The sequence below is a fragment of the Pseudonocardia sp. KRD291 genome (assembly GCF_019263595.1).
Lineage (GTDB): Bacteria > Actinomycetota > Actinomycetes > Mycobacteriales > Pseudonocardiaceae > Pseudonocardia.
Map to the genome: position 1 here is coordinate 12,388 of NZ_JADQDD010000033.1, position 19,121 is coordinate 31,508.

Here is a 19,121-nt window from a genome sequence, read left to right on the forward strand (position 1 = left end):
GTCGTACGGCCGGAAGCTCCGGCCCGGTCTACCGTGATCACGTCCCGCGCGAGCCGTCGTCCGCCGCGCGAGCCGTCGTCGAAGGAGCCCCACGATTTTCCGCCTGCCGCAGGGCACCGCGTTCACCGGCCTGGTCGTCACGTTCACCGTCGTCATGCTGGGTGCGACGCTGCCCACCCCGATGTACGCGCTCTACCAGCGCGAGCTCGGCTTCTCCCCGATCGTCCAGACGGTGATCTTCGCCGTCTACGCGGTCGGTGTGCTCGGGGCGCTGTTGCTGTGCGGGCGATGGTCCGACCAGGTCGGCCGCCGCCCGATGCTGCTGGCCGGGGTGGCGTTCTCGCTGGTCAGCTCCGTGGTGTTCCTGGTCGCCGGACCGGTGTGGGTGCTCCTGGTCGGGCGGCTGCTCTCCGGGGTCTCGGCCGGGATCTTCGCGGGGGCCGCGACGGCCGCGGTGATCGAGGCCGCGCCGAGTGCCTGGGAGTCGCGCGGCTCGTCCGTGGCCACCGCCGCGAACTCCGGCGGGCTGGGCCTGGGCCCGATCCTGGCCGGGCTCGCCGTGCAGTTCCTGCCGTCGCCGCTGCACCTGTCGTTCGCCGTGCACGCGGTCGCGGTCGCGGTGTGCGGTCTGCTGGTGTGGTTCGCCCCGGAGACCGTCACCCGGGCGGAGCGCCCGCGGCTGCGGCCGCAGACGCTGCTCGTGCCGGGCGAGGTGCGGGCGGTGTTCGCCAGCGCGGCGACGGCCGGGTTCGCCGGGTTCGCCGTGCTGGGGCTGTTCACCGCGATCTCGCCGCGCATCGTGTCCGAGGTGATCGGCAACCCGAACCATGCCGTGGCCGGACTGATGTCGTTCCTGCTGCTCGGGGCCTCGGCCGCGGCGCAGCTCGGGCTGCGCCGCTTCGGCGTCGACCGCACCCTGAACCTCGGCTGCGTGCTGCTGGTGGTGGGCATCCTGCTGGTCGGGCTCTCGGTCGCGACGGCGTCGCTACCCGAGCTCGTGATCGGCGCGCTGGTGGCGGGCGTCGGGCAGGGGATGTCGTTCAGCAAGGGCCTGGCCGCGGTGAACGCCCGGGTCGACCCGGCGCACCGGGCCGGGGTGACCTCGTCCTACTTCGTGGTCCTCTACGTGGCGATCTCGCTGCCGGTGGTCGGGATCGGCGCCGCGTCGATGGCCTGGGGCCTGGTGACGGCCGGGATCGTGTTCTGCGTCGCGGTCGCGGTACTGGCCGCGGCGGCGCTGACGGCGTTGCTGGTGCTGCAGCGCCGCACCGCGCACCGGGTCGACGCCGTCAGCGGGTGAGCGGCTCGCGCAGCGCCGCCACGACCTGACCGGGGGCCGGCACGCTCACCGGCCCCGTCGGGCCCGGTGCCGGCGGCGCGCGAGGCCGCCAGGTACACCTCGCGCACGTCGGGCGGGATCGCCGCCGTGTCGGAAGTCGTCGGAGAAAGATGTGGCCGAGAATGTCGAGACCGGTCCGGCGGCTTCGTCCCAGGGTCGGATGCGGCCACCGTGGCCGTACCGGAGACGAGGAGACCGACCATGGCGAAGTACCTGCTTCTCAAGCACTACCGCGGCGCGCCCGAAGCCGTGAACGGCGTCCCGATGGACCGGTGGACCCCGCAGGAGGTCGAGGACCACATCCGGTACATGAACGACTTCGCGGCGAAGCTCGAGGGCACCGGCGAGTTCGTGGACGGGCAGGCGCTCGCGCCCGAGGGCACGTTCGTCCGCTACGACGGGGAGGGACGCCCGCCGGTGACCGACGGTCCGTTCGCGGAGACCAAGGACCTGATCGCCGGGTGGATGGTGATCGACGTCGACACCTACGAGCGGGCGCTCGCGCTGGCGGGCGAGCTGTCCGCCGCCCCCGGGGCCGGCGGTGGGCCGATCCACGAGTGGCTCGAGCTGCGCCCGTTCCTGAGCGAGGCGCCGACGGTGACCGAGTGACCGTGCACCGCGGACCGGCCGGGGAGACCGGATGTTGGACGACGCGCTGCTGCGGGAGCTGACGCCCGCGGTGATCGGCGTCCTCGTCCGCCGCGGGGTCGACTTCGCGACGGCCGAGGACGCCGTGCAGGAGGCGCTGCTGCAGGCGACGCTGTCCTGGCCGGACGGGCGGCCGGCCGAGCCGAAGGCCTGGCTGGTCGCCGTCGCGTGGCGCAAGTTCCTGGACGCGCACCGCTCCGAGGCCGCCCGCCGGGACCGGGAGCAGCGGGTCGAGGTGGAGCCGCCGCCCGGGCCGGCCGAGACCGCGGACGACACGTTGTCGCTGTTCTTCCTGTGCGCCCACCCGTCGCTGACCCCGGCCTCGGCGGTCGCGCTCACGCTGCGCGCGGTCGGCGGCCTGACCACCCGGCAGATCGCGGCGGCGTACCTGGTGCCGGAGGCGACGATGGCACAGCGGATCAGCCGGGCCAAGCGCACGGTCGCCGGTGTGCGGTTCTCCGAGCCGGGCGACCCCGCGACCGTGCGCCGGGTGCTCTACCTGGTGTTCAACGAGGGCTACACCGGCGACGTCGACCTGGCCGCCGAGGCGATCCGGCTGACCCGGCAGCTGGTGTCCCTGACCGATCGCAAGGGGGCCGGAGCCGAGGAGACCGCGGGCCTGCTGGCGCTCATGCTGCTGCACCACGCACGGCGACCGGCCCGGACGCGGGCCGACGGCAGCCTGGTCCCCCTCACCGAGCAGGACCGCTCCCGCTGGGACACCTCGCTGATCACCGAGGGCGTCGCGGTCCTGCAGTCTGCGCTGGCCCGCGACCGGCTCGGCGAGTACCAGGCCCAGGCCGCCGTCGCCGCCCTGCACGCCGACGCCCCGCGCGCCGAGGAGACCGACTGGCCACAGATCGTCGGCTGGTACGACGAACTGCTCCGGCTCACCGGGAGCCCGGTCGCGGCGCTCAACCGGGCGGTCGCGGTCGGCGAGGCGGACGGTCCGGCGGCCGGCCTCGCGGCCCTGGCCGCCGTGGACCCGGGCCTGCCCCGCCACACCGCCGCGTCGGCGTACCTGCACGAGAAGTCGGGCGACCTCCCGACCGCGGCCCGCCTGTACTCCGACGCGGCCCGGTCCGCCCCCACACTCGCCGAGCGCCACCACCTCACCCGCCAGGCCGCGCGCATCGGCCAGTCCCTGCCGGACTGAGCCTGAGCCTCACGGCACGGGGCGCGTCGACGAGATCGTCCAGGTTCGCGACGCGCACACGAGTGACGCCGGCGACCGCCGGGGCGGGTGGTTCGGGGCGTCGCCGACCCGGGACGTCGATGATCGCTGCGGGTTGGCGGCGGGGTGTCCGGCTGGGATCGATCCAGGCCGGTGGCAGGAACTCGGGGAGTCCGTCGCGGATGCGGACGGTCCAACCCGGATGGTGGATCAGCCGGTGGTGCTGTCGACACAGCATCACCAAATTGTCGATCTTCGATTCGCCGAGGTCTTCCCACGGAATGATGTGGTGGACCTCGCACCACGACGGTGGCCGGTCGCAGCCGGGGTGGGCGCATCCGCGGTCGCGGGCGATCACGGCGCGGCGGAGTCCGTCGGGGATCGAGCGGGTGACGCGTCCGACGTCGAGGGGTTGTCCTTCGCCGTTGAGGACGATGGGCAGGACGGCGGCGTCGCAGGCGAGCAGCCGCAGGGTTTCCGGTGAGGTTTGGCCGCCGAAGTCGAGCATCCCGTTGCGGGCGCGGGCTTCGAGATCTTCGAGTCGGATGATCACCGAGATCTGCGGGCGCCGCCCGCCGGTCTCCGGCACCAGCGCCGCGGGACCGTGCGCGAGGGCGAACCCACACACCTCGGCCAGGGCTTCGGCCTGGCGTTGGGCGGGTTCGCGGGTCTCCTCGGCCGAGGTCGGCTTGGATTTGGCGTCGATGACGGTGGCGATGGTGTCGAACATGGCGGCGTCGTCGAACCGTCCGGTGATCTTCCCGCCAGGGCCATTGCGGTGGCGCACCAGGCGCAGTTCGTTGACCTCCGGCTCGGGGCGGTCGTCGTCAGGTTCGGGCCCGTCCTGGTCGAGCTTCTCGATCAGCTCGCCGCCCCACGTCTGCAACTCGGTGGGCGTGTAGTCGGAGGCCTTGGCGGCCAGTTCGGCCTCGGCGCCGGCCCAGACGGCCGGCGCGAGACGATCCGCGGCGCGGGACCCCAGCACCTTCGCGACGACCTCGACATGCCGGAGGCTGGTGCGTCCGGCGTCGAACACCTCGCTGGTGGCAGGCAGCCGGGGCGGCAACTGCGTGCCGTCCAGAGCGGTCTTCCCGACCACGTTCTCCGCGGCAGTGGTGTGGCGGCGCGCCTCGTGCCGTTCCCACCCGAGCAGGTCGGCCAGGGCGGCGGTGCTGGTCTTGTAGCCGCGCGAGGTGAACACGTCACGGCGTTCAGCCGCGGCCAGCACGCCGACCGAGAGGTGATCGAGGCGCCGCCGCGCGTCCTCGCAGGCGATCAGCACGGAGATCTGCTCGGTGTCGCCGGCCCCGACAACCACCGCGCGCAGCTGTTCGACGGCCTCGATGAGGCGGTCGTGCGCGGCGGCGATCCGGGTGTCGGGCATGGCACCATCATACTCGAACAAATGTTCGCATCAAGGTCCGTCGTCGCAGGTCAGCGACCACTGGGCGCAGGACCGCCGGGCGGTTGCGCCGGATACGGTCGTCGCCATCGGTGTCGCTCCGGACCGCGCGAGGTCTCGACATGCTCGGCTCCGGAGCACAGCGTGAGAGCGGGAGGAACCGACAACGAGGACGGGAGGCCGGATGACGTCGACACAACGCTCCGATGCCGAGCTGGCCGTCGATGCCGTACGGGCCGGCATGGACGTCATCCGGGCGACGTCGGGCGAGGCGGCCGGGCGCATACCGAAGGGCGGGGACGACTTCGCGACGGCCGCGGACATCCACGCGGAGCACGCGATCCGTTCCGTCCTCCGCGCCGGCCGGCCGGACGACGCGATCGAGGGCGAGGAGCTCGGACGGTCCGGCGACCTCGGTCGGAGCGCGCGCCTGTGGCGGGTGGATCCGCTGTGCGGCACCCGCAACTTCGCCTCCGGGGCCGGTGACTACTGCACCAACGTCGCGCTCTGCCTCTCCGGAACGCCGGTCGTGTCGGCGGTCGGCGACCCACGCCGTCACGTCGTGTACTGGACCGACGGCGTGCGGGCGGGGGCGCTGACCGACGGCGGTGACCTGCCGCTGCGGCCGGACGCGCACAACCGCATCGTCGAGCTCAACGCGGACGAGCCGTGGGACGTCGTGACGTCACGACTGCTCGCCGACCGTGGACTACGCGAGGCGATGACGCCGAGGGTCAGCGCGACGACCCTCGCCCTGGCCTGGGTCGCGGCCGGGCACCGGGCCGCCTACGTCAACGACGGCGACCTGCGCGAGAGCGTGCACTTCGCCGCCGGGATCGCGCTCTGCCGGGGAGCCGGCTGCGTGGTCACCGACCTGCACGGAGACGGCCTCGACAGCGGGCTCGGACTCCTCGTCACCGCCGACGCGCGGGTGCACGACGAGCTGCGGCACCACATCCGATCGGTGCTCGGTCACGCGGATCCACCGCCCCGGTGAGGAGGGAAGGGCGGGTCAGTGCTCCGGGCTGAACAACCGGATCTCGTGCCCGTCCGGGTCGTGCAGCGCGGCGACGGCGTTCGCCACCCGGGGCGGCTCGAACCCCGCCGCGACCACGTGCTCCACCCACCGTTGCAGGTCGGCGTGCTCGGGCACCGACAACGACAGCGGGTCGAAGCCGCCCAGCCCCGCCGACACCTCGGGGTTCTGCCGCAGCGCCACCGAGAGGACGACCCGCCCCGACGGGTCGGACAGCGACCCGGCGACACCGCGGACGACGCCGTCCTCGTCCGGGAACTCGGCCTCGACGCGGAGCCCCAGCACCGACTCGTACCAGGCACGGCTGCGCCCGATGTCGGACACCGGGATCTTGATGTGGTGCACGCCTGCGATCGGCGGAACGGTGCTCACCGGCCTAGTAGTTCTGCACGTGCTGGAACCCGAACCGGCCCTTGATGCACAGGTGCCCGTGGGTGACCGAGTGGTCGGCCGGACTGGTGACGTTGACGATCGAGCCCTGCTGGACGTGCAGCTCCAGGTTGCAGCCGACGCCGCAGAACGAGCAGACCGTCGTCGTCACGGTCTCCTCCTCCGGGTGCCAGTCGTCGTCTTCGCGCAGGTCGTGCTCGCGGACCGACTTCAGGGCCCCGGTCGGGCAGACCCCGATGCAGTTGCCGCAGTAGACGCACGCCGAGTCCGGCAGCTCCACGTCGTACTCGGTGGCGATCCGGGCGTCGAACCCTCGCCCGGCCGCCGCGATCGCGAACGTGAACTGGGCGTCGGTACCGCAGGCGTTGACGCACTTGTAGCACATGATGCAGCGCGAGTAGTCCCGCACGTAGAGGTCGTTGTCGATCTTGACGGGCTGGTGCACGTTCGCGGCCACGGCGCCGTCCGGGGCGTCGTGGTGCCCGGCGTGGCGGCGGTCGCGCTCCCCGTCGGCGGACGGCGGGGCAGGCGGCCCGTAACGGGCGGCGTCGACGCCGTAGTCGCCCATCCAGCGCTGCACGTCGTTCGAGGCCTGGCTCATGTCGGCCGAGGACGCGAGCAGCTCGAGCACCATCCTGCGGCTGTGCCGGACCTTCTCGGTGTCGGTGCGGACCTCCATCCCGTCCTCGCACGTGCGGGCACAGGACGGGACGAGCACGCGCGAGCCCTCGACCTCGACGACGCACACCCGGCACGCGTTGATCGGGTCCATGTTCGGGGCCCAGCACAGGGTCGGGGTGTCGGCCTGGGCCGGGCTGCCCTCGTCGTGCAGGGCGTTCAGGATCGTCGAGCCCTCGGGTACCCGGACCTCGTCGCCGTCGAGGGTCAGGCTGACCATCCGCCGGATCGAGCCGAGCATGACCGGCCCGGTGCTCAGGCGTTCCTCGCGGCCCCGGTCGGTGGCCACCGGGTCGGCGACGGTCGGGCCGACCGGCGACGGCGGGTGCGTGTCCCCGTCGTCGCCGCCCGGCGCGGGGCCGGACGGGTCGGTGATCGCGGCGCCGCCCGCGGCCTCGTCGGCGCCGTCGACGGAGACGCCCTGCGGGGAGCCCGACCCGCCGGACGGCCCGGCGGGTCCCTTGCCTCCCGGGGCGCCGTTGCCGCCCGTCTGCTCGTCGGTGCCGGTGTCGCCGGAGGTCCGGTCCGAGGTCGTCATCAGTGCGGGACCTTCCCGTTGCGGTTGCCGTTCGGCGCGGGCGGAGCGTCCAGGAGCCCGAGTTGCAGGGCGGAGGTGACGGCGGCGGGCGCGGTCTGCCCGAGGCCGCAGATGGAGGCGTCGCGCATCACCCGGGCCAGGTCGTCGAGCAGGGCGAGCTCGGTCTCCCGGGACCCCAGGGGCGCCCCGCGCTCCAGGCGCGCCAGCGCCTCCTCCTGGCGGACGGTGCCGACCCGGCAGGGCACGCACTGCCCGCACGACTCGTCCCGGAAGAACGCGGCGATCCGGCGCAGCGTCCCGGTCAGGTCGGCGTCGGTGTCGAACACGAGGACGACGCCGGACCCGAGGGTGGCGCCGATGTCGCGGGCGCCCTCCAGGGTGAGCACGACGTCGAGCTGGTCGGGCATCACGAAGCCGCCGGCGGCGCCTCCGAGCAGGATCGTCCGCATCTGTCCGCGCAGCCCACCGGCGAGGTCGAGGAGCTCTCTGAGCGTGGTGCCGAACTCGACCTCGTAGACACCGGGTTTCGCGACCGCGCCGGACAGGCAGAACAGCTTCGGCCCGGTCGAGCGCCCCGCCCCGACGGAGGCGAACGACGGCCCGCCGATGTCGAGCACCTCGAGCACGTTGTAGAGCGTCTCCACGTTGTTGATCGCGGTCGGCTTGCCGAACAGGCCGGACACGGCCGGGAACGGCGGCTTGTTCCGCGGTTCGCCGCGGAAGCCTTCGAGGGACTCCAGCAGCGCCGTCTCCTCGCCGCAGATGTAGGCGCCGGCGCCGCGGCGCAGCTCGATGTCGAACGCGAAGCCCTCGCCCATGACGTCGTCGCCGAGGTAGCCGCGGGCCCGCGCGGCCTCGATCGCCGCGTTCAGACGGCGGGTGGCCAGCGGGTACTCGCCGCGGATGTAGAGGTAGCCGGTCGCCGACCCGGTGACGTAGCCGGCGATCGTCATGGCCTCGATGAGGGCGAACGGGTCGCCCTCCATCAGGACCCGGTCCTTGAACGTGCCCGGCTCGGACTCGTCGGCGTTGCAGACCAGGTAGTGCGGGCGCTCCGGGGCGGCGGAGACGCCGTCCCACTTGACGCCGGTGGGGAAGGCGGCGCCGCCCCGACCGGTCAGCGAGGAGTCCTTCAGCTCGGCGATCACCCGGGTCGGGCCGAGGTCGACGGCGCGGCGCAGGGCCTGGTAGCCGCCGTGCGCGCGGTAGTCGTCGAGGCTGCCGGGGTCGACGACGCCGACGCGGCGCAGCAGCCGCAGCGGACCACCACCGGGCAGGGTCCCGCGGGGCCCGGACTGCGGGGCGCTGACGCTCGCGTCGGCGAACACCCGGTCCGCGTCGGCGGCGACCTGCTCGCCGGTGGCGCGGGTCGCGGCCAGCACGTCGTCCGGGCGGGCCGGGGCCTGGCTCAGGTCGGGCTCGCCGGTGCGCTGGTGCAGGACGGCCGGGGCCCGCTCGCACAGGCCCAGGCAGGGGCTGCGGACCCAGCAGGACTCCCGGCTCGCCGGCCCGCCGGCTCCCGGGTCGCCCCCGGGGGACGCGGCGTCCGGGTCCGCGCCGAGACGGTGCCCGCCGCCCTCCGGGCCCAGCTCACGCTCCAGCACCGAGATGATCTCCTCGCCGCCGTACGGGCCGCACGCCACGTCGTCGCAGACGTGCACCACGCGCGGGGCACGCGGTTCGACCGAGAACATCGCGTAGAACGTGGCCACCCCGTAGATCTCGGCCGGCGGCACCGACAGCGTGATCGCGATGTGGTTCAGCGCGCCCTCGGAGATCCAGCCGACGGTGTCGGAGACGGCGTGCAGCACCGGCAGCAGCAGGTGCCGTCGCGACCGGGCGCCGTGCCCGGCGTGCACCGACCGCGTCACCCGGTCCTGGTGGGGTGACGGCGCCGCGAGCGCGGCGAACGCGGTGTCGATGGCGTCCCGTTCGGCCGTGCTCGGTGCCGCCTCCGACAGGTGCAGATCCACGCGTTCTCCTCTAGTGCCCGGCGACCGGAAGGGCCGCTGCGTTTTCGCCGCCCGCGGACATGGCGACCTTCTCGATCCGGATGGCGGTCGCCTTGAACTCCGACGTGCCGGACTTGGGGTCCCACGCGTCGTTGGTCAGGACGTTGACGTCGACCTCCTCGCTGAAGTGCGGCGTGAACGACGCCAGCCCCGGCCGCAGCGACGGGTCCACCGAGACCGGTGCCTCGACCGCGCCGCGTCGCGACACCACCCGCACCCGCTCCCCGTCGGCGATGCCGAGCGTCGCGGCGTCGTCCGCGTCCATCCGCAACGACTCGCGGCGGCGCATCGGCGAGGTGTACCCACCGGTCTGCACGCCGGAGTTGTAGGCGTCGAGCAGCCGCACCGTGGTGAGGCGGATCGGGAAGTCGTCGTCCAGGGCGTCGATCGGGGCCACGTGTTCGACCGGGGTGAACGGTGCCGGCGTCCCGAGCTCGTCGGGGTCGTCGGACCACAGCCGGTCGTGCATCAGCGGGGTGCCCGGGTGGTCCTCGGACGGGCACGGCCACTGGATGCCGCCGAGCTCCTCCAGGCGGGCGTAGCTCATGCCGGCGTGCCAGTTCAGCGACACCGACCGCAGCTCGTCCCAGACCTGTTCCGCGGTGGGCTCGCCCCAGTCGTGGCCGAGCTTCGTGGCCAGGTCGCAGATGATGTGGGTGTCCGGACGCGCCAGGCCCGGGGGTTCGATCGCCTTGCGGACCCGCTGCACCCGGCGCTCGGAGTTGGTCACGGTGCCCTCGTACTCGCACCAGTCCGCCGTCGCCGGGAACACGACGTCGGCCAGCTCCGCGGTCGCGGTCCGGAAGATGTCCTGCACGACCAGGCAGTCCAGCCCCCCCAGCATGGCCCTGGCGTGGGTGGCGTTGGCCTCGGACTCGGCGGGGTTCTCCCCGATGCAGTACAGCGCCTTGAGGTCGCCGCGCTCCATCGCCTCGAACATCTCCGACAGGTGCATGCCCGGTTCCGGCGGGATCGGACGCCCGCCCCATGCGGTCTCGAAGCGGGCGCGGGCGTCGGCGTCGCCGACGTCGTAGCCGCCCGGCAGCTTCGCCGGAATGGAGCCCATGTCGCCGCCGCCCTGCACGTTGTTCTGCCCGCGCAGCGGTACCAGCCCGGAGCCGTAGCGGCCGACGTGCCCGGTCAGCAACGCCAGGTTGATCAGCGCGAACACGTAGTCGGCCGCATTGTGGTGCTCGGTGATGCCCAGCGTCCAGCAGATCTGGGCCCGGTCGGCGCGGGCGTAGGCGTGCGCCAGCTCGCGGATCGTCTCGGCCGGGACGCCGGTGATCTCCTCGCCGCGTTCGAGCGTGTAGGGCTCGACGGTTGCCGCGTACTCGTCGAACCCGGTGGTGGCCCGGTCCACGAACGCCCGGTTCACCAGGCCCGCGTGGATGATCTCGCGCGCGACGGCGTTGGCCAGCGCGATGTCGGTGCCCACGTCCAGGCCGAGCCAGGCGTCGGCCCAGTGCGCGGTGGAGGTGTGGCGCGGGTCGACCGAGTACATCCGGGCGCCGCGCTCGATCCCCTGCAGGACGTGGTGGAAGAAGATCGGGTGGGTCTCACGCGCGTTCGATCCCCACAGGATCATGAGGTCGGCGTGTTCCGCCTCGACGTAGGCGGAGGTGCCGCCGCCGGCACCGAAGACAGTCGTCAGACCGACGACACTGGGAGCGTGTCAAGTGCGGTTGCAGCTGTCGACGTTGTTGCTGCCCATCACCGCCCGGGAGAACTTCTGCGCGGTGTAGTTCATCTCGTTCGTCGCCTTGGAGCAGCTGAACATCCCGAACTTGTCGCCCGGCACGCCGCGGAACCCGGCCGCGGCCCGTTCCAGTGCCTCGTCCCAGCTGGCGGGGCGCAGTGTGCCGTTCTCCCGGACCAGTGGCTCGGTGATCCGTACGTGACGGACGCGGTTGCGGCGTCGGGGCATCGTCGACCTCCATGTGCTTGTGCTGCAGCCACCACGATAGGCGTCGTCGTGGCCACCGTCACACGGTCTCACAACACCCGTTACATCCGGGCCTCCCCCGTGGGCCAGGTGCGGCGGGGCGCCGGGGTCCGGTCAGGACGGGCGGCCGTCCCCGGCCCCGGCCGAGCGGGCCAGCGCCGCCGCGTACTCGTCGGGGGTGTTCACGTTGGTCAGCGACGCCAGGTCCGGGTCGGCGCGGGCCAGGTCCGGGTCGGTGAGCAGAGCGGACTCGTCGAGGCGCAGCACCCGCACCCGGTCGAACAACGACGGCGGCCGCCCGATCCCGGCCGCGACCAGCTCCGCGATCTCTGCGGCCAGCGACGTCCGGTAGGCCGCGGCCAGGGGCTGGTGGTGCCCGTGCGCGACCGGCAGGGCCACATCGTGGACGGCGCCGTGCGCGGGAGCGGGGGCCGGGTCGTCGGCGGGGGCGAGTGCGCCGAGCACCCGCACGACGAACGCCGGGTGCAGCAGCGGCAGGTCGACCGACGCCACGAACGCCACCGCGGACCGGTCCGCGACGTGCCCGAGCCCGACCCCGATCGCGGGCAGCGGCCCGCGGTCGGGCACCGGGTCGTCGACGATCTCGGTGCCGGCGGGCAACTGCGGCAGCTCCTGGCCCGCGGCCCGCACCACGACGACCGGCCCGTCCAGCGCCCGCCCGAGGACCGCCACCGTCCGGGACAGCAGCGTCTCGCCGTGCCAGTCCAGCCACGCCTTGCTCGAGCCCATCCGGGACGAGCGCCCGCCGGCGACCACGACCCCGGCCCCCGGACGCCGACGCCGTCCCGCCGCCTGGTGCGCCATCACGCCGGGGGCAGAGGCCTCCATCACGCCGGGAGCGGGCAACTCCGTCACGCCGGGGGCGTAGAACTCCGTCACGCCGGGATCGTAGGGCGCGCGGCCGCGCGGGCTCCTACCCTGGAGGTCGACGACGCGCCGCGTCGCAGGAGAGTGAGGCAGATCAGATGGGCCGGCTGACCGTGCGACGTCCGGTGCTGCGCCTGGGACCCGACGGCACCTCCCGCTCGCGCCCGGACACCCTCGTCACCGAGGAGCCGCTGGAGATCCGGGTCGGCGGGCGCCCGCTGAGCGTCACGATGCGCACCCCGGGCCACGACGTCGAGTTCGCGCACGGGTTCCTGCTGACCGAGGGCGTGATCGGCTCGGCCGACGACCTGGCCACCGCCCGCTACTGCGACTCGGTCGACGATCAGGGCCGCAACACCTACAACGTGCTCGACATCGACCTCGCGCCCGGCGTCGCGCCGCCGGACCCGTCGGTGGAGCGCAACTTCTACACGACGTCGTCCTGCGGGGTCTGCGGGAAGGCCTCGCTGGACGCGGTGAAGCTCAAGACCCGCTACTCCCCCGCCGCCGACCCCCTGGTGCTGCGCCGCGAGGTCCTGGTGTCGCTGCCGGACCGGCTCCGCGAGCAGCAGAAGGTGTTCGGCTCCACCGGTGGTCTGCACGCGGCCGGGCTGTTCACCACCGACGGCGAGCCGTTGGTGGTGCGCGAGGACGTCGGACGGCACAACGCCGTGGACAAGGTGCTCGGCCACGAGCTGATGGCCGGGCGCGTCCCCGCCACCGGGACCGTGCTGATGTTGTCCGGGCGCGCGTCGTTCGAGCTGGTGCAGAAGGCGGTGATGGCCGGGGTGGCGGCGATGGCCGCGGTGTCCGCGCCGTCGTCGCTGGCGGTGGAGCTGGCCGAGGAGTCCGGGATGACGCTGGTCGGCTTCCTGCGCGGGGAGACCGGCAACGTCTACACCGGCGCCGAGCGGATCGGCTGAGCCGGTCCGGCGCTGCCCCACCGCACCCCTCCGGCGCCGCCCGCACACGGCGGACGGACCGGACATCCGGGATGCTGTGCCCATGCGTCCCGTCCTCCTGATCGGCACCGCGCTCGCGCTGCTCGCCCTGTCCGGCTGCGGGAGCTTCGAGGCCCAGCTCACCGGGCCCGGTGGGGCCGACGACGGGGCCGGCACGATCGCGGTCCGGGACGCGCGCTTCTCGGCGAGCGCGCCGCGCGCAGGCGACGAGGCGTACGCGGCCGGGGAGGACGCCCCGTTGACGCTGACGATCGTCAACACCGGCGACGCGACGGAACGGCTGGTCTCGGTGTCCTCGCCGGTCGCCGCCGGGGCCTCGATCGGCGGCGACGCCCGGATCCTGGGCGGGTTCGCGCTGGTCTCCGGCTACGAGGGGGCGACACCGTCGCAGACGCTGCCGGCCACCGTGCGGGCCGACGTGGAGCTGACCGACCTGCGCGAGCCGGTCCGGGCCGGTCTGACCTACCCGGTGACGTTCACCTTCGCCCGCTCCGGCGCGGTCACGCTGGAGGTCCCGGTGGGCAACCCGGACGCCTCCGGCAGGGGCTGAGCCGGGCCCCGGGTCGCCGCCCACACCGTCACCACCACCAGGACGCTGCCGCCCAGCTGCACCACCGTCGGGCGCTCACCGAGCACCAGCATCCCGAGCACCACCGAGAGCACCGGGTGGGCCAGCAGCAACGCCGCCGTGGTCGCCGGCGCCAGGCCCGATGACCCCCGGCCGATCAGCACCCAGGCCACGACCTGCCCGGTCACCGCCAGCACGGCCAGCCACGCCCAGGCCTGCAGCGGCATCGACGTCGCGATCCCGGTCGTCGCGGCACCGGTGACGCCGGTGGTCAGGGCCGCGGCCGCGGTGGCGACGCACACCGGGGTCACCATGTGCGCGGGGCTGCGCCGGGCACTGTCCCGGTTCAGGTACAGGTAGCCGGCGTAGGCGAGCCCGGCGACGGCGCCCAGCACCGCACCGCGCACCGGGGCGGGCATCGCCGCGTCGCCGCCCAGGACCCCGCCGGCCAGCGCGATCCCGGCCAGCAGCACCGGCGCCGCCACCAGCTGCCGCCGCGGCACCGGCATGCCGGCGACCACCCACGCGAGCAGCGGGAACGCGATCACCTGCACGTTGAGCACGACGTTCGCGATCCCGACGCCGGCGTCGAGCACGCTCTGGGTCCAGAGCAGGAAGTCGGTACCCAACAGCACCCCGGACAGCGCCGCCCACCCGACGAGCCCGGCCCCGGGAAGCCCGTGCCGGCGGATCTCCACCAGCGTGAGCGGGACGAGCACCACCAGTGCCAGGACACACCGCCAGAACGACGCCGTCGCCGCGCCCACGTCGGCCAGCCGGACGAGCACCCCGGTACCGGAGAGCACCGTCGCCCCGGCCAGCACGGTCAGGGCGGGCCGGGTGTCCGGCTGCGGACGGGCGGCGGGCGCGGTGGGCTCGGCGGGCGCGGTGGGGAGTCGGGTCGCGGTGCTCACCCGACCACGGTCACACCGAACACTGCGAAGTTCCAATGAGTGTTTCTGTGCAGGACCGCTTAGTCTTGCTGCGTGATGGTGTGGGAGAGGTTGCGCGTGTTCGCCGCCGTCGCCGAGCACGGATCGGTGGGCGCCGCGGCGGGCGCACTGCACATCACCGGCCCGGCGGTGACCCAGCAGATCCGCAAGCTCGAACGCGAGACGCACACCCGTCTCGTCGAACCGGACGGGCGCGGCATCCGGCTGACCGCGGCCGGACACGTACTGGCCTCCTCGGCCGCCCGGATCGCCACCACCGTCGCCGAGGCCGAGCGGGACCTGGCCACGATCCACGGCCAGATCGTGGGGCCGCTGCGGATCGGCGTCGTCGCCAGCGCGCTGCGTGCCCTGCTGCCCGACGTGCTGCGCACCCTCACCACCGAGCACCCCCGGCTGGTCCCGACCGTGCGCGACGGCGAGGTCGTCGACCTGCTGCCCGCGCTGCGCGCCCGCGACCTCGACGCCGTGGTGCTGGAGAGCTGGTCACACCGTCCGGCCCGGATCCCGCCGGGCGTGCGGGTCACGACGCTGGTCACCGAGCCGGTGCTGCTCGCGGTCCCGTCCGGGCACCCGGTCGCCGACCGCGCCCTCGCGCGGCTCGACGAGCTGACCGGGGAGATCTGGGCCAGCTGCCCGGACGGCACCGAGGCCTACGAGGGTCTGGTCCAGCTGCTGCGCGCGCTCAACGTCGAGCCCGACGTCCGGTACCTGGCCGCCGACTTCGCCACCCAGCTACGCCTGGTCGCGGCCGGGCTCGCGGTGGCGGCGGTCCCGGGCATCGCGACCGACCCGCCGCCGGAGGGGGTGCGGTTCCTACCCTGCGAACCGGCGCTGAGCCGGACACTGGCGGTGGCCGTCCGCGAGCAGGACGACCTGCCGTCGCTGCGGGCGCTGGTGGACGCCCTGCGCGACGCCGCGGCGCAGCTCGTCCCCGGCCGTGCGCGGATACCGTCGCCGGGGCAGCGATAACCGCGGACGGGCACTCAGCGCTGCTGGGCGTCGAGCTCGCGCAGCAGGTTCGCGGTGAACCGGTCGCCCATCATCTGCATGGTGGCCTGCATCGTGCGGGTCACCACGGGCGTGGCCAGCCTGGACAGCGGCATGTCGACGGCGAGGTGGAGGTCGATGGCCAGGTTCGTGCCGCCCTCGACGTCGGAGAGCTCGTAGCGGCCCTCGGCACCGGCCCACTCGGACACCCCCGGTGGCGGCTCGTGGGTGAACTCGATCCGCTGCTTGTCGACGAACGTCATCCGCTCGGTGAACACCGGGCTGATCCCGACCCCGAGCACCTTGAGCCGCACCAGGTGCCAGCGCCAGTGGTCGCCGTCGGCCTCGATCCGGCTCAGCAGCGGGGTCAGCTTCGGCAGCAGGCCGGGGTCGACCAGGACGTCCCAGATCGCGGAGCGTTCCGCGTCGACGACGGCCTGCGCGCTGGTGCCTGCGGTGAACCGGGTCAGGACCCACCCCCGTCGGGCAGCGCACCGCCGGCCGCCGGGGTGTCGTCCCCGCCCGCGACGCCGGGCTCCTCGTCCGATGTGCCGCGGTTCGACGCCGGCAGCAGCTCGGCCAGGGCCGCGCCCTCGAGCCGGCGGAACGTGCGGCGCGGCCGGGTGCGGTCGAGCACCGCGACCTCGAGCGCGTCCGGGCTCAGCACCCGGGGCGCGGTGGCCCCGTTGGAGGCGCCCGGGTCCGCGCCCGGGACCTGCAGCCCGCCCAGCGCGACGCCGATGGCGTCCGGGAGCTCCAAGCCGTGCGAGTAGGTCTCGCCGAGCTTGGTCGAGATCGGCTCGGTCTGCCCGCCCATCACCACGTAGCGCGGCTCGTCGGTGATCGAGCCGTCGTAGGTGATCCGGTAGAGCTGGTCGCCGCCGGGCTCCTGGCCGACCTCGGCCACGCACAGCTCGACCTCGAACGGCTTCTGCTGCTCGACGAAGGCGGTGCCCAGCGCCTGGGCGTAGGCGTTGGCCAGCATCCGGCCGGTGACGTCGCGGCGGTCGTAGGTGAATCCCCGGAAGTCGGCCATCCGGATGCCGCCGGTGCGCAGGTTCTCGAACTCGTTGTACCGGCCGACGGCCGCGAACCCGATCTTGTCGTAGATCTCGGAGACCTTGTGCAGCGCCGAGGAGCGGTTCTCCGCGACGAAGAGCACCCCTCCGGCGTAGGTCAGCACGACCACGCTGCGCCCGCGGGAGATGCCCTTGCGGGCGAGCTCCGAGCGGTCACGCAGCAGCTGGTCGACGGAGGAGTAGAACGGCATCGTCATGGGGAGCGCTCCAGGTCTTGTCTCGCGGCGGGGCGGTCGGCGGGCCTACGCCCGGGGGACGGCTCAGCCACCGGGCCGCTCGGTGCGTCCCGCGACCACCCGCGTCACGACGTCGGCGATCTCGTCCTCGCCGCGGCGGACCGCGCCGTCGGCGGTGATGCTCACGACCACCGGGTAGATCCGGCGCACGGTGTCCGGGCCGCCGGTCGCGGAGTCGTCGTCCGCGGCGTCGTAGAGCGCCTCGACCGCGGTGCGCACGGTGGCGTCGAGGTCGGCGGCGGGGTCGTGCAGCTTCTTCAGCGACGACTTCGCGAACACCGACCCGGAGCCGACGGCGTGGTAGCCCATCTTCTCGTCGTAGCGCCCGCCGGTGGCGTCGTAGGTGACGATCCGCCCGGCCCGGGCCGGGTCGGTGGCGTGCGGGTCGAACCCGGCGAACAGCGGCACCACCACGAAGCCCTGCATGGCCGCGCCGAGGTTCGCCCGGACCATCCCGGCCAGCTTGTTGGCCTTGCCGTCGAGCGAGAGCGGGACGCCCTCGATCTTCTCGTAGTGCTCGAGGTCCATCGCGAACAGGCGCACCATCTCGATCGCGATGCCGGCCGAGCCGGCGATCCCGACCGCGGAGTACTCGTCGGTGACGAAGACCTTCTCGATGTCGCGCTGGGCGATCACGTTGCCCTGGGTGGCCCGCCGGTCGCCGGCGATCACCACCCCGCCGGAGAACACGAGCGCGACGATCGTGGTGCCGTGCGGGACGCCGAGTGCCGCCGCGGCTCCCCCGCCGCCGGCCGCGAGCGGCCCGGGGTCGGGCAGCAGGTGCGGCGTGACCGACCCGACGAACTCGGAGAACGACTGCGATCCGGTCAGGAACGTACTGAGCTGACCTGTGTGCGGGCCGGGGGCGATCCCGGGGTTGACCGAGGGCCGGAAGTCCATGGTCGGGTGAGTGCCTCTCCTCGTTCGGTGTAGCGGGTCCTCGTTCGGTGGGGCGGGACGTTCACGGCCGCAGGCGGCACGGCCGCCGTCGCCCGGTGCCCCGGGCGACGACGGCCGGTCGGCTACTGGCCGCCCTTCTGCACGTAGGACCGGACGAAGTCCTCCGCGTTCTCCTCCAGCACGTCGTCGATCTCGTCGAGGATGGTGTCGACGTCCTCACCGAGCTTCTCGCGGCGCTCCTGGCCTCCGGACTCCGCGCCCTCGCCGCTCTCGTCGTCGCCGTCGCCACCGCCCTGGCGCTTCGTCTGCTCCTGCGACATGAGGTCTCCTCCTCGCACGTGGGCCCGGCCACCGCACGCTCTCCCGCGCGGCGGACCGGGTCCGGTACCTGTCCACCCTACCCACCGGGTGAACGACACGCCCGTGAACTGCGACGACCCGACGGGCGTGTCGCCCCGCGCGCCCGGGCCCGTCGACCGGCTAGCCCCGGGTGAGCTTGTCGACGAGCTCCTCGGCCGTCGACGTGGCCTCGAACAGCTCGCCGACGTGCTTGCGGGTCCCGCGCAACGGCTCCAGCGTCGGGATCCGCACCAACGACTCCCGGCCCAGGTCGAAGATCACCGAGTCCCAGGACGCCGCGGCCACCTCGACCGGGTAGCGCTTCATGCAGCTGCCCCGGAAGTAGGCCCGGGTGTCCTCCGGCGGCTCGGTCATCGCCGCCATCACCTGCTCCTCGGTGACGACCCTGCGCATCGACCCCCGGGTCACCATCCGGTTGTAGAGGCCCTTGGCCAGCCGCACGTCCGAGTACTGCAGGTCGACCATGGCCAGGCGTCCGGAGTTCCAGCCCAGGCCGTCGCGCTGGCGGTAGGCCTCGAGCAGCTGCAGCTTCGCGGTCCAGTCGAGCCGGTCCGCGGTCGACATCGGGTCCCGGCCCAGGTCGGCGAGCACCTCACCCCAGGCGTCGAGGATCTCGAGCGTGTCGGCGTCCCAGCCGGAGCGGTTCTCGCCCTGCTCGCGTGCGACGTGCGCCTCGGCCCGCTCGTAGTACTCCTGCTGGATCTGCAGCGCGGTGAGCGTGCGGCCGTCGGCCAGCTCCACCGTGCGCCGCAGCGTCGGGTCGTGGCTGATCTGGCTCACCGCACGGACCGGCTCGGCCAGGCGCAGGTCCTCGAACCGGACGCCGTGCTCGATCATGTCCAGGACGATCGCCGTCGTCCCGACCTTGAGCAGCGTGGCGTACTCGGACAGGTTCGCGTCGCCGATGATGACGTGCAGGCGGCGGTACTTGTCCGCGTCGGCGTGCGGCTCGTCGCGGGTGTTGATGATGCCGCGCTTGAGCGTGGTCTCCAGGCCGACCTCGACCTCGATGTAGTCCGAGCGCTG

Annotated in this window: 19 protein-coding genes; 7 read left to right on the plus strand and 12 right to left on the minus strand. The window is 73.5% G+C overall.

The features are described 5' to 3' along the window. The first annotated feature begins 130 nt into the window (after positions 1-130). The 3 genes from I4I78_RS07480 (at position 131) to I4I78_RS07490 (ending at position 3,143) form a co-directional block, all read left to right on the plus strand. Positions 131-1,300: an MFS transporter gene (locus I4I78_RS07480; RefSeq protein ID WP_226379284.1), complete on the plus strand. Its 1,170-nt coding sequence runs from the start codon at positions 131-133 to the stop codon at positions 1,298-1,300. Between the two features lie 240 nt (positions 1,301-1,540). Beyond that, complete coding sequence (locus I4I78_RS07485; protein ID WP_218610480.1) at positions 1,541-1,948, plus strand: YciI family protein; 408 nt, start codon at positions 1,541-1,543, stop codon at positions 1,946-1,948. Positions 1,949-1,982: 34 nt separating this feature from the next. Further along, on the plus strand, positions 1,983-3,143 hold the full coding sequence (locus tag I4I78_RS07490) for an RNA polymerase sigma factor (RefSeq protein ID WP_218610501.1): 1,161 nt from the start codon (positions 1,983-1,985) through the stop codon (positions 3,141-3,143). Here the strand turns inward: I4I78_RS07490 and I4I78_RS07495 are convergent. Then, entirely contained in the window at positions 3,100-4,545 is a 1,446-nt protein-coding gene (locus I4I78_RS07495; RefSeq protein WP_218610481.1) for an HNH endonuclease signature motif containing protein, read from the minus strand. The genes I4I78_RS07490 and I4I78_RS07495 overlap by 44 nt on opposite strands. Positions 4,546-4,747: 202 nt before the next feature. On the opposite strand from I4I78_RS07495, the gene I4I78_RS07500 reads away from it, so the two are divergent. Beyond that, the gene (locus I4I78_RS07500) at positions 4,748-5,560 is read left to right on the plus strand and encodes an inositol monophosphatase family protein (protein WP_218610483.1); all 813 of its coding nucleotides are present in this window, start codon (positions 4,748-4,750) and stop codon (positions 5,558-5,560) included. A gap of 15 nt (positions 5,561-5,575) precedes the next feature. Here I4I78_RS07500 and I4I78_RS07505 read toward each other — a convergent pair whose 3' ends face one another. From I4I78_RS07505 to I4I78_RS07525, 5 genes are all read right to left on the minus strand, one after another. Continuing rightward, positions 5,576-5,971: a VOC family protein gene (locus tag I4I78_RS07505; RefSeq protein ID WP_218610484.1), complete on the minus strand. Its 396-nt coding sequence runs from the start codon at positions 5,969-5,971 to the stop codon at positions 5,576-5,578. A gap of 4 nt (positions 5,972-5,975) precedes the next feature. Then, positions 5,976-7,205 carry a 2Fe-2S iron-sulfur cluster-binding protein gene (locus tag I4I78_RS07510; protein ID WP_226379280.1) on the minus strand — a complete coding sequence of 410 codons (1,230 nt, stop codon included), beginning with the start codon at positions 7,203-7,205 and terminating at the stop codon, positions 5,976-5,978. Continuing rightward, positions 7,205-9,178, minus strand: coding sequence for an NAD(P)H-dependent oxidoreductase subunit E (locus I4I78_RS07515; RefSeq protein WP_218610485.1), 1,974 nt, complete (start codon positions 9,176-9,178; stop codon positions 7,205-7,207). Before I4I78_RS07515 ends, I4I78_RS07510 begins: the two co-directional genes overlap by 1 nt. A 10-nt stretch (positions 9,179-9,188) precedes the next feature. After that, the gene (locus I4I78_RS07520; protein WP_218610486.1) at positions 9,189-11,144 is read right to left on the minus strand and encodes a molybdopterin oxidoreductase family protein; all 1,956 of its coding nucleotides are present in this window, start codon (positions 11,142-11,144) and stop codon (positions 9,189-9,191) included. Between the two features lie 132 nt (positions 11,145-11,276). Continuing rightward, positions 11,277-12,062 carry a molybdenum cofactor guanylyltransferase gene (locus tag I4I78_RS07525; RefSeq protein ID WP_218610487.1) on the minus strand — a complete coding sequence of 262 codons (786 nt, stop codon included), beginning with the start codon at positions 12,060-12,062 and terminating at the stop codon, positions 11,277-11,279. Between the two features lie 86 nt (positions 12,063-12,148). Between I4I78_RS07525 and fdhD the strand changes: the two genes are divergently transcribed. Both fdhD and I4I78_RS07535 read left to right on the plus strand, forming a co-directional pair. Continuing rightward, entirely contained in the window at positions 12,149-12,973 is an 825-nt protein-coding gene (gene fdhD, locus I4I78_RS07530) for a formate dehydrogenase accessory sulfurtransferase FdhD (RefSeq protein ID WP_218610488.1), read from the plus strand. A gap of 82 nt (positions 12,974-13,055) precedes the next feature. Continuing rightward, positions 13,056-13,562 (plus strand): copper chaperone PCu(A)C, encoded by a 507-nt coding sequence (locus tag I4I78_RS07535; RefSeq protein WP_218610489.1) that lies wholly within the window; start codon positions 13,056-13,058, stop codon positions 13,560-13,562. Here I4I78_RS07535 and I4I78_RS07540 read toward each other — a convergent pair. Further along, positions 13,475-14,494 carry a DMT family transporter gene (locus I4I78_RS07540; RefSeq protein ID WP_218610490.1) on the minus strand — a complete coding sequence of 340 codons (1,020 nt, stop codon included), beginning with the start codon at positions 14,492-14,494 and terminating at the stop codon, positions 13,475-13,477. The two genes, I4I78_RS07535 and I4I78_RS07540, sit on opposite strands and share 88 nt — an antisense overlap. Before the next feature lie 75 nt (positions 14,495-14,569). Here I4I78_RS07540 and I4I78_RS07545 point away from each other — a divergent pair, with 75 nt between their 5' ends. Beyond that, the gene (locus I4I78_RS07545) at positions 14,570-15,502 is read left to right on the plus strand and encodes a LysR family transcriptional regulator (RefSeq protein ID WP_226379287.1); all 933 of its coding nucleotides are present in this window, start codon (positions 14,570-14,572) and stop codon (positions 15,500-15,502) included. Between the two features lie 14 nt (positions 15,503-15,516). Here the strand turns inward: I4I78_RS07545 and I4I78_RS34195 are convergent, their stop codons facing one another. From I4I78_RS34195 to I4I78_RS07570, 5 genes are all read right to left on the minus strand, one after another. Continuing rightward, on the minus strand, positions 15,517-16,068 hold the full coding sequence (locus I4I78_RS34195) for an SRPBCC family protein (RefSeq protein ID WP_374225851.1): 552 nt from the start codon (positions 16,066-16,068) through the stop codon (positions 15,517-15,519). Then, positions 15,987-16,796, minus strand: a complete 810-nt coding sequence (prcA, locus tag I4I78_RS07555) for a proteasome subunit alpha (protein WP_218610494.1) — start codon at positions 16,794-16,796, stop codon at positions 15,987-15,989. Before prcA ends, I4I78_RS34195 begins: the two co-directional genes overlap by 82 nt. Positions 16,797-16,859: 63 nt before the next feature. Then, positions 16,860-17,735: a proteasome subunit beta gene (gene prcB / locus I4I78_RS07560; RefSeq protein ID WP_218610495.1), complete on the minus strand. Its 876-nt coding sequence runs from the start codon at positions 17,733-17,735 to the stop codon at positions 16,860-16,862. 122 nt (positions 17,736-17,857) lie between these two features. Further along, entirely contained in the window at positions 17,858-18,055 is a 198-nt protein-coding gene (locus I4I78_RS07565) for a ubiquitin-like protein Pup (RefSeq protein WP_130290687.1), read from the minus strand. Positions 18,056-18,215: 160 nt separating this feature from the next. Further along, a partial coding sequence (locus tag I4I78_RS07570; RefSeq protein WP_218610497.1) for a proteasome accessory factor PafA2 family protein occupies positions 18,216-19,121 on the minus strand: 906 nt, incomplete at its 5' end.

Bases quoted from the DNA above. Each gene is read 5' to 3' on its own strand.
- I4I78_RS07485 (WP_218610480.1), top strand. From the start codon at position 1,541: ATGGCGAAGTACCTGCTTCTCAAGCACTACCGCGGCGCGCCCGAAGCC.
- I4I78_RS07545 (WP_226379287.1), top strand. From the start codon at position 14,570: ATGGTGTGGGAGAGGTTGCGCGTGTTCGCCGCCGTCGCCGAGCACGGA.
- prcA (WP_218610494.1), bottom strand. From the start codon at position 16,796: ATGACGATGCCGTTCTACTCCTCCGTCGACCAGCTGCTGCGTGACCGC.
- I4I78_RS07535 (WP_218610489.1), top strand. From the start codon at position 13,056: ATGCGTCCCGTCCTCCTGATCGGCACCGCGCTCGCGCTGCTCGCCCTG.
- fdhD (WP_218610488.1), top strand. From the start codon at position 12,149: ATGGGCCGGCTGACCGTGCGACGTCCGGTGCTGCGCCTGGGACCCGAC.
- I4I78_RS07565 (WP_130290687.1), bottom strand. From the start codon at position 18,055: ATGTCGCAGGAGCAGACGAAGCGCCAGGGCGGTGGCGACGGCGACGAC.
- I4I78_RS07500 (WP_218610483.1), top strand. From the start codon at position 4,748: ATGACGTCGACACAACGCTCCGATGCCGAGCTGGCCGTCGATGCCGTA.
- I4I78_RS07495 (WP_218610481.1), bottom strand. From the start codon at position 4,545: ATGCCCGACACCCGGATCGCCGCCGCGCACGACCGCCTCATCGAGGCC.
- prcB (WP_218610495.1), bottom strand. From the start codon at position 17,735: ATGGACTTCCGGCCCTCGGTCAACCCCGGGATCGCCCCCGGCCCGCAC.
- I4I78_RS07510 (WP_226379280.1), bottom strand. From the start codon at position 7,205: ATGACGACCTCGGACCGGACCTCCGGCGACACCGGCACCGACGAGCAG.